Below are 9,487 nucleotides of genomic sequence, written 5' to 3'. Positions count from 1 at the left end.
GCCGCGTCGGCCGCCGACCTGCCGCGCCGGGCCGCGCCGCCGCCGGTGTTCACGCCGGTCCCGGTCTTCACCTGGACGGGCGCGTATTTCGGCATCAATGCGGGCTACGCCTACACCGAGGCGGACACGATCCGGACCGTGGGCATCGGCGCCCTCCAGAGCAACGTGAACAACCTGCTGCGCAGCCCGGCCGTCCGCCTGCCGCAGGACGGCTTCACCGCCGGCGGCCAGGTCGGCTACAATTATCAGTTCACCCCCGGCTCCGGCATCGTGGTCGGCGTCGAGGCGGATGCCGCCTACATGGATCTGCAGCGCACCGGCGTGCAGTCGATCTTCCGTCCCGCCTTCAACCCGAACGTCCTGACCAACACCTACCGGACGGATCTGAGCTTCCTCGGTACCGTGCGGGGACGCGTCGGCTACGCCTTCGACCGCGTCTTCGTGTACGGCACCGGCGGCTTCGCCTACGGCGACGTGACTCAGCGCGCCGGGTTCCAGACCGGTGCCCCGCTCACCTACTTCGGCAGCCGTTCGCGGATCGACACCGGATACGCCTACGGCGGCGGCATCGAGTACGCGCTGCCGACCGACTCGTTCCTGAACTTCTTCCGCTCCAGCGCCGTGACGCTCAAGGCCGAGTATCTGCGCTACGATCTCGGCAGCCACAACCTGCTCGTCGGCTCCGTCGGGGGACCGGGCATCGGCTACATCTCGCGCTTCCGGACCGAGGGCGGCATCGCCCGCGCCGGCCTGAACTTCAAGTTCGGCTCCTACTGAGCGCGGCGGGCGCTTTCAGCCCCGGCCCGTCCGGCTGGAGCGCCCGACCGGACTGCCTACGTCACCGCGAGCGCCCCGGGGGCCACGGCTTCTGAGGCGCTCGCCGTCCGGTGCGGCTCTTCCGGGATCGGAGCGGCCTGCGCCCCGGATCCTGCGCGCGGCTGCGCGAGCGTGGCAGCAGCGCGGCGGCGACGACCCGCGTCGATTCGCTCCCTGATCGCGCCGCCGCCGAGCTTGATCGGGAGACCGGTCGCCTACGGGGCGACAGCATCGCCGTCGAATCCGTGGGCGTTGAAGATCCTGCGGACGAGACCCGCGCGCTTGGCCTCCTGCAGCCACGCGGTCACGTAGGCGAGGGCAACGGGACGGCCCTTCGGCAGAGCCACGGCGACCTGCGTCTGCTGGAAGCCGCCGCTGACGATCCGGGAGCCCGGAACCTGCGGGACGACCGGCCGCAGCGTGTCGCGCGAGAGGGCGAAGGCGTCCGCTTGTCCCGCCCGCATGCGGCTGACCGCCTCGGCCACCGACGGGACAGCCACGGGCTGCGTCCGCGTCAGCGTGCGCGCCGAGGCGCGGAGCGTCGTTGTGCCGTCGATGGCCAGGACCCTGATGCCCGGCCGGTCCACCTGCGCCACGTCGGTGATCCCCGAGGCCGCGCTGGCGAGGTAGGTGCTCTCCAGGTCGTAGTAGCCCGGCCCGAAATCGAGCACCTGCCGCCGTGTCGCGTCGACCGGCATGAAGCTCACGTCGAGGCTCCCGGCCTGGAGGGCGGCGGCCGCCGCACCCGAGTTCGGGAACAGGGTGACGGCGAGCGGTACTCCGGCCACCCGGGCCAGGTCCGCGCCCAGATCGGCGGTGACGCCCTCGGGCGTCCCGTCCGCCGCGCGGCCGACGAAGATGAGTCCGGCGGACGGCGCCTCGATGAGGCCGGCACGAAGCGTGCCCGTGGGGGCGAGTTCGGCCCTCGGGGCGGCGTCCTGGGCGTGGCTGGCCGGTGTCATGCCGGCGAGGATAATGGCCGCCGCGACGGGCGACCAGACGGAACGGACACGACCGGTCCCCCGGACCGGGGCTGCGGCACGAGCCCCATCACAAAGCGCGGAGACGGGTTGTGCGCCGCCGCCGCGGGCGCCATCTCGTCGGGGCCCTTGTCGGGGCAGGGGCGGGTCGTCGGGTCGACCGAGCCTTCCCCCGTCCATCGTTCCCCCGGAACGGAGCAACCGCTGATCCCAGCCTGAACGTCGCAGGAGCTTTGCCATGGCGTATGTCACCAAAGAGCGGGCCGCGGACGGCCACTTCCGGGTCATCGTAGCGGGCCGGCCTGTGACGGAGACCTGCGAGAAGCGGCAAGCCAAGATGCTCGTGCGCGCCATCCGCCGGCTGCGCTCGCTGAAGAAGGCCAAGAAGAAGGACCGCGGCGTCCCTCTGTTCGGCGGCGCCCGACTCGGCTGACGCGGCGCGCGGCCGCCCGGACCGGGACGAGACCGGTCAGGCCCCGGGCGATCCTGCCTCGCGGCCCTCGTCCGGCGGATCCACAGACGGCCGCGTGCCTCACGGGAACGTCTCGGGCGGTCGCGGGTTCGTCCGCGACGCAGGAGGTCCGCAACCGCCATGATCATGATCATCATCTGCTTTCTCGCGCCGTGGCTCGCCATGTTCCTGCGCGGGAAGGTGTTCCAGGGGATCCTGTGCATCCTCCTGCACCTCACGCTCATCGGCTGGATCCCGGCGACGATCTGGGCCCTGATCGTCACCCGGCGCGAGAGCGCGGCCTGAGCGGCCGGTCGGCCCGGCCGGCGGAAAGAAGCGCCGGTCCGGGCGTTGTCCGGTGGCATCGACGTGGAGGATCGGGATCATGCGCGGACGTCGCAGAACGGCGGGCGGCCCGTCCGGGTGGCTCACGATGGGAACGGAGATCGCGATGCTCGGCGTCGAGGCCCAGATGGTCATCGGCCAGCGCATCGCGATGCTGATGGTCGGCGGCCCGAAGGCGCGCCGGGAGGCGCAGCGCATGGTGACCGAGAAGGTCCTGGCCGCCGGCAGTGCCGCGGCGACGATCGCCATGGGCGGTACGCCGCGGAAGGTCGTGCGCGGCTATCGCCGGAAGGTCCAGGCCAACCGCCGGCGCCTCGGCCAGGGCTGACGGCCAGCGGTCCAAGGCCGCCCCGACCGGGCCGGGACCGGATGTCCGCTTCCGATCCGGCCATCCTTGGCGCCCGCCGCCGGACCGGCATCCCCCTCGGTCGCGCGCCCTAGCGCGCCAACCGATCGACCAGTGCGCGAACCTGCGCCCGATCCATCGGCTGCGGGTCGACGGACCGGTGGATGAGCAGCCCTTCGATCATGGCATCCAGCACCTTCGCGGCCTCCGGCGCGAAGTGCCGCTCGAGCGCGGCCCGGCTCCGTCCCATCCATCGCCGCATCACCGCCCGCATCGGCGGATTGCGCGCCGCCAGGGCGTACAGCTCGTAGCTCAGCAGCAGCGCGCGCGGCCCCACCCAGCGCGCGTCCACCACCAGGTCGACCACGGCCTCGCAGGCCGCGTCGGTGGTCGCGCAGGCGCCCAGGCGCTCCTCGAACCCGTTCGCCACCGCATCGGCGAGGTGCGTGAACGCCTCCAGCAGCAGCGCGTCCAGGCTGGCGAAGTGGTAGGTCATCGAGCCCAGCGGCACGTCGGCCGCCGCCGCGACGCGGCGGTGGGTCGTGCCCGCCACCCCGTGCTCGGCGATGACGTCGAGCGTCGCCCGGATGATGCGGCTCCGCCGTTCGGGATCGTAGCGGCGCTGGGCTGCGGTCAAGGCGAACTCCGGGAGGGCCGGCTTGGAGGGTCGAGTGCGGACGGTTGGCATCCTCCGCCGTTGCGTACATATGTACATAACGGAGCAGGAGGGAAGGCTCCCGCATCGTCCGGCGCGGCAAGGATCGAACGTCCATGAGAACCGAGAAGCAGAAGATGCTGGCGGGCGAGGCCTACCGGCCGAACGACCCGGAACTCGCGGCGGATGCCCAGCGGGCCCGGGACTGGATGGTCCGCTACAACACGAGTCTTGCGGCCTCGCCGGACGAGCGGCGGGTGATGCTGGCCGCGCTGTTCGCGCATGTCGGCGCCGGCGCGGTGGTGCGACCGCCGTTCCACTGCGACTACGGCCAGCACATCTCCCTGGGGGAGGGGGCCTTCCTGAACTTCAACTGCGTGATCCTCGACGTCGCCCCCGTCGTCATCGGCGCGCTGACGCAGGTCGGGCCCGGCGTGCAGTTCCTCACCGCCGACCATCCCCGCGATCCCGCGCTCCGACGGGCCGGTGTCGAGAGCGGCCTGCCGATCACCGTCGGGACGAATGTCTGGATCGGCGGCGGCGCGCTGATCCTGCCCGGGGTCACGGTTGGAGACGACGCCATCATCGGCGCGGGGGCGGTGGTCACCCGCGACGTGCCCGCGGGGGCGACCGTCACGGGCAATCCGGCCCGGCCGCGCGGAACGGCCTGACCGGCCCGGCACGGCCCGGCGCCGTCTCGCGCCGTCTCCGAAGGCCGCCCGGCATTCCGCGGCGCGGCTTCTTCTTCGCGGCGCCGAGGCCCGGACCCTGTCCCGGATCCGGATCCCGCGGCGACGGCTCGCCAGACTTGCCATGACTGTCCGCGAACTTCGACGCGTGCGCGTCGATCCAGAGGGCGGATCGGCCCGGCGGACGACGACCGCCCGCGCCTCGCGTCACCCGTCGCGAGACCCGCACGCCGATTCCGCGGCTCCGCGGCCCGCCTTGCCTGATCGTCCCGGCAAGAACTGCCAATTCGTCCCGCAACCCTTTGAAAAGCTGAGGCAATTTGTGGCATAAGGGACACAGGCCGGCGGCATTCGCGTGCGCGGACCGCCGGTGCCAGGGATTAAACTATTCGTGAATTGCGGAGCGATGCCCGCCCGATGTGAATGGCTGTGCGCAGTCGCGGACAAGCACGCGCGTCCTGAACATCTGGCTGGGGGAAGATATGCGCGCCTTACGAGGCAGCCTGATCGCGTCTGTGGCGATGTTGCCCAGTCTTGCGGAGGCGCAGCAGGCCGTAACACTTGGGGAGATCAGCGTCGTCTCGACCTCGCCGGTCGGCGCGGGCGGCGGCAATTCCAGCGCCGTTCAGAACCTGAACACCCTCGGCCAGACCGTGCCGACCGCACCCGCCGGTCCGGCGCGCCTGCGCGGCTCCGAGCAGCCGCTCAACAAGATCCCCAGCACGGTCGAGACCGTCACGGCCCGCCAGATCGACGTCGACCGCGGCACCGACAACATCCTCGCGACCTTCGCGCGGGAGACGCCGGGCGTGAACCTCAACGACTCGCAGGGCAACGGCAACCGGGTCGATCTCAACTACCGCGGCTTCACCGCCTCGCCGGTGCAGGGCGTGCCGCAGGGCCTGGCCGTCTATCAGAACGGCATCCGCATCAACGAGGCCTTCGGCGACGTCGTCAACTTCGACCTGATCCCCCCGCAGGCGGTCCAGCGGATCGACGTGGTCACCGGCAACCCGATCTTCGGCCTCAACGCCATCGGCGGCGCGGTCAACATCCAGATGAAGAACGGCTTCACCTGGCAGGGGACCGAGATCTCGGCCTGGGGCGGCTCGGACGCGCGCACCGCCGGCTACCTCGAATACGGCAAGGTCTCCGACAACTGGAGCTTCTACTTCACGGGCGACGGGCTGAACGACCGCGGCTGGCGCTACCAGAATCCGAGCACGATCGGCAGGCTCTACGCGGATCTCGGCTACCGGTCGCAGGATTCGGAGTTCCACCTGATCGGGCTCGCCGCCCGCAGCTTCTACGGCGCGGCCGCCGCCACCCCGGTGGACTTCACCCACATCGATCCGCGGGCGATCTTCACCTACCCGCAGACCCAGACCACCCAGGTCGGCACGCTGCAGCTCACAGGCCGGGTGGACATCTCGCCGACCTGGGATCTCGCCGGCAACGCCTATTACCGGCGCTTCAGCGAGACCTACGTCGACGGCAACCAGGGCAACTTCGAGAATTGCAGCAGCCGCGGCAGCTTCCGGGGCTTCCTGTGCTTCCAGGACGACGCGTTCAACGTGAACGCGCCGCCGACCAGTCAGGTGGCGGCGCGCCGGGCCTATGCCAACCAGTTCACCATCATCGGCCTGAACGGCCAGCCGATCCCCTTCCGGAACGTTCCCTACGGCACCATCGACACGACCCTGACCAACTCGGAAGCCTACGGTGGCTCGTTGCAGGCAGCCAACCGGGATCGGATCTTCGGACTGCCCAACACCTTCGTGGTCGGTGGCAGCGTCGATGCCTCGAATTTCTCGTTCAAGTCGGATAGCCAGTTGGGCGTGATCAACCCGAACCTTTCGGTCAGCGTCGATCCGAACAACCCGTATTACGGGACGATCCCCGGCCTGGGCACGACCGACATCCGCACGCTCGGCGCGATCGGCCTCGCCCCGACCAATGTCAGCGGGTCGACGCTGTATCTCGGCCTCTACGCCACCGACACGCTCGACTTGACCGACCGGCTGTCGCTCACCGCCGGCTTCCGTCTCAACTACGCCCGCATCCAGACGCGCGACCAGACCGGGTTCTCGCCGGACGTGACGGGCACGCACGAGTACACCAAGGTCAACCCGCTGGCGGGCCTGACCTACCAGTTCGATCCGGCCCTCAACCTCTACGGCAGCTACTCGGAATCGAACCGTGCGCCGACGCCCCTGGAGCTGTCCTGCTCCAGCCCGACCCAGCCGTGCCTGCTGCCGAACTCGCTGGTGGCCGACCCGCCGCTCAAGCAGGTCACCGGCCAGACCTACGAGGCCGGCTTCCGGGGCGTGATCCCGGCCTTCCTCCAGGGCGGCGCCCTGACCTACAAGGCCGGCGTCTTCCGCACCGACCTGACCAACGACCTCTACCAGGTCGCCGTCGCCGGCAACGCCGCCCGCGCCTACTACATCAACGTCCCGGCGACCCGGCGACAGGGCATCGAGGTCGGCGCGGAATACGCCGTCACCCCCGACCTGCTGATCTACGCGAACTACGCCCTGGTCGACGCGACCTTCCAGTTCAACGAGACGCTGTCTTCACCGAACAATCCGCTGGCCAACGCCGACGGCTCGATCAACGTCCGCCGGGGCGACAAGATCCCGCTGGTCCCGGATCACCAGATCAAGGCCGGGTTCGAGTACTTCATCACCCCGAACTGGCGCTTCGGCCTCAACGTCTCGGCGTTCTCGTCCTCCTACTATCGCGGCGACGAGTCGAACCTGAACCGCAAGCTGCCGGCCTACTACGTGATGAACCTGACGACGAAGTATCAGGTCACCAAGAACCTGGAGATCTTCGGGCTGATCACCAACCTGACCAACAACCGCTACGCCACATTCGGGACGTTCGCGGAGCCGGGTGCGGTGGCCGGCAACCTCTCGATCAACGACCCGCGGACCACGACCCTGGCCCAGCCGCTCTCGATCTATGCGGGCCTGACCTACCGGTTCGGCGCCGATCCCGTGCCGATGGCGCCGGAGCCGATCATCCGGAAATACTGAACCGGAACCGCCGCGACCGACCCGGCGGAGCCGCAGACCCCCTGCGGCTCCTTCCCGTTTCGGGGGATCGACGCGGGGCGCTCAGGATGGATGCGGCACCCCGATGGAAGCGGCTCCACGATCGGGCCGCCCGCTCCCGGCCTTCACGCCCCCCGGATCCGCCACCGGTGACACGGTTGCGCGCCCGCGGCATGTCGAAGGCCGAGGGGGAGCGCGGCACAGGGTTCGCCCGTATCGGCGGGACTTGAAATACTGGCGGCGTGATGCGGATTGACTGGCGTTTCCGGGCGGTAGATCCGGGACAGGCGCAGCCATCTGTCTCGATCACGTTGGACAGAAGGCAAGCAATACGCTGTAGTTGGAGGGCCAATAAAGAAACACATCGGAGGAATGCCGCATGCCGTCGCTCAGCCGCCGTGATCTGCTCGCGGCCACGACAGCGCTGATCGCGCCCCCGCTGATCCGGCCCGCCCGGGCCCAGGCGCCCGTCATCCGGCTCGGCGTGCTCAATGATCAGTCCGGCCCCTACAGCGATGACGGCGGGGCGACCTCGGTGGCCTGCGTGCGCCAGGCCGTGCAGGAATTCGGCGACGGCCTGAAGGTCGAGGTGATCTACGCGGACCACCAGAACAAGCCCGATGTCGGGGCCGCCATCGCGCGGCAATGGCTCGATCAGGACGGCGTCGACGCCATCATCGACGTGCCGACCAGTTCGGTCGCGCTCGCGGTCAACCAGATCTGCCGCGACAAGAACAAGGTGCATCTGAATTCCGGCGCCGCGACCACGGATCTCACCGGGGCGCAATGCAGCCCGAACACCGTCCACTGGACCTACGACACCTACATGCTCGCCCGCTCGACCGGTGGCGCGATGGTGAAGGCGGGCGGCGACACGTGGTACTTCATCACGGCGGACTACACCTTCGGCCAGCAGTTGCAGCGCGACACCACCCGCGTCGTCGAGGCGTCCGGCGGCAAGGTCCTGGGCAGCCGCGCCTACCCGTTCCCGGGGACGTCCGACTTCTCATCCCTGCTGGTTCAGGCGCAGTCCTCCGGCGCGAAGGTGCTGGGACTGGCCAATTCCGGGGCGGATACGATCAACTGCATCAAGCAGGCGCACGAGTTCGGGCTTGATCAGAGCATGAAGATCGCCGCGATGCTGTTCTACAGCACCAACGTCCATGCGCTGGGTCTCGAACTCGCGCAGGGGCTGCTGCTCACCGAGAGCTTCTACTGGGACCTGAACCCGCGCACCCGGGCGCTCACGGAGCGCCTGCATCCGAAGATCGGGCCGGCCTGCCCCAACATGGTTCAGGCCGGCTGCTACGCGGCGACGCTGCACTACCTGAAGGCGGTCGCGGAGATCGGGGTCGCGGCGGCCAAGGCGGACGGCAAGGCCGCCGTGGCGCGGATGAAGGCGATGCCGACCGAGGACGACGCGTTCGGGACGGGACGCATCCGCGCCGACGGGCGCAAGGTCCAGCCCTCCTATCTCCTTCAGGCGAAGGCGCCGGGCGAATCGAAAGGCGGATGGGACCTGCTCAAGACGGTCGCGACGACGCCCGCCGAGGACGCGTACCGCCCGGAACGCGAGGGCGGCTGTCCCCTCGTCAAATGAGCATCGGACGCCCGGGAGGTTGACCGACGACCGGTGTCCCGGGCCGGCGCGAACCGCGCACTGTCGGGGGTCCGACATGGGGCTCGCGAGGCGCGGGATCGTGCGGTTTCCGGCAGCCTCGATGTCATTGCAGCCGACGGGCCGAAGCCGAATTCCGGAGACCGCCGGACGGGGGCTCGGCCGCCCCCGCCTGTGTCCGCTTCGTCACAGCCATCGCGCATGTCGGCGGCAGGCTGCAACCAAGGGGCGGCTCAGATGTTGTCGCGCTTGGCCACGGATCTGGACATGTATTTCCGCAGCCTGATGCATGTTAATAGAAGATTTACTATAGCGACTTGCATCGAAGACGCTCGGTGTGTCCGTAAAACTACAGCCAATTTGCTCAGAGATCGGTAGCCTTAGCGCCAGATCAAACCTTTGGATTGGCCCCGATGACCAAGCTCCTCGCCTCGCTGACCGCCTTTACCGCCCTGACCGCTGCCGCCTCGGCGGCCGACCTTCCGCGCCGTGCCGCGCCGCCGCCGGTGTTCACCCCCGTGCCGGTGT

At 69.5% G+C, this 9,487-nt stretch carries 9 protein-coding genes; 7 read left to right on the top strand and 2 right to left on the bottom strand.

Going from position 1 to position 9,487, the window contains the following annotated elements; genetic code table 11:
* Positions 1-777 (top strand): outer membrane protein (locus tag ACLBX9_RS27095; protein WP_447718118.1); only part of this gene is annotated, 777 nt, incomplete at its 5' end.
* A 254-nt stretch (positions 778-1,031) separates the two neighbouring features.
* On the opposite strand, the gene ACLBX9_RS27090 is transcribed toward ACLBX9_RS27095, so the two are convergent.
* Complete coding sequence (locus tag ACLBX9_RS27090; RefSeq protein WP_447721057.1) at positions 1,032-1,778, bottom strand: transporter substrate-binding domain-containing protein; 747 nt, start codon at positions 1,776-1,778, stop codon at positions 1,032-1,034.
* Between the two features lie 256 nt (positions 1,779-2,034).
* Between ACLBX9_RS27090 and ACLBX9_RS27085 the strand changes: the two genes are divergently transcribed.
* From ACLBX9_RS27085 to ACLBX9_RS27075, 3 genes are all read left to right on the top strand, one after another.
* Entirely contained in the window at positions 2,035-2,229 is a 195-nt protein-coding gene (locus ACLBX9_RS27085) for a hypothetical protein (RefSeq protein ID WP_010685732.1), read from the top strand.
* 159 nt (positions 2,230-2,388) lie between these two features.
* The gene (locus tag ACLBX9_RS27080; protein WP_447721056.1) at positions 2,389-2,553 is read left to right on the top strand and encodes a YqaE/Pmp3 family membrane protein; all 165 of its coding nucleotides are present in this window, start codon (positions 2,389-2,391) and stop codon (positions 2,551-2,553) included.
* A 127-nt stretch (positions 2,554-2,680) separates the two neighbouring features.
* Positions 2,681-2,920, top strand: a complete 240-nt coding sequence (locus ACLBX9_RS27075) for a hypothetical protein (protein ID WP_447721055.1) — start codon at positions 2,681-2,683, stop codon at positions 2,918-2,920.
* A 109-nt stretch (positions 2,921-3,029) separates the two neighbouring features.
* Here the strand turns inward: ACLBX9_RS27075 and ACLBX9_RS27070 are convergent, their stop codons facing one another.
* On the bottom strand, positions 3,030-3,575 hold the full coding sequence (locus ACLBX9_RS27070; protein ID WP_447721054.1) for a TetR/AcrR family transcriptional regulator: 546 nt from the start codon (positions 3,573-3,575) through the stop codon (positions 3,030-3,032).
* A gap of 134 nt (positions 3,576-3,709) precedes the next feature.
* Between ACLBX9_RS27070 and ACLBX9_RS27065 the strand changes: the two genes are divergently transcribed.
* The 3 genes from ACLBX9_RS27065 to ACLBX9_RS27055 all read left to right on the top strand — a co-directional run bounded on the left by ACLBX9_RS27065 (position 3,710) and on the right by ACLBX9_RS27055 (position 8,941).
* Positions 3,710-4,264: a sugar O-acetyltransferase gene (locus tag ACLBX9_RS27065; protein ID WP_010685728.1), complete on the top strand. Its 555-nt coding sequence runs from the start codon at positions 3,710-3,712 to the stop codon at positions 4,262-4,264.
* 500 nt (positions 4,265-4,764) lie between these two features.
* Positions 4,765-7,323, top strand: a complete 2,559-nt coding sequence (locus tag ACLBX9_RS27060) for a TonB-dependent receptor (protein ID WP_447721053.1) — start codon at positions 4,765-4,767, stop codon at positions 7,321-7,323.
* Positions 7,324-7,720: 397 nt separating this feature from the next.
* On the top strand, positions 7,721-8,941 hold the full coding sequence (locus tag ACLBX9_RS27055) for an ABC transporter substrate-binding protein (protein WP_010685726.1): 1,221 nt from the start codon (positions 7,721-7,723) through the stop codon (positions 8,939-8,941).
* Positions 8,942-9,487: the final 546 nt, after the last annotated feature.

The organism is Methylobacterium sp. A49B, assembly GCF_053346215.1.
Note: the sequence above shows the minus strand (reverse complement) of the source record. Positions and strands in the feature narration are given on the sequence as shown.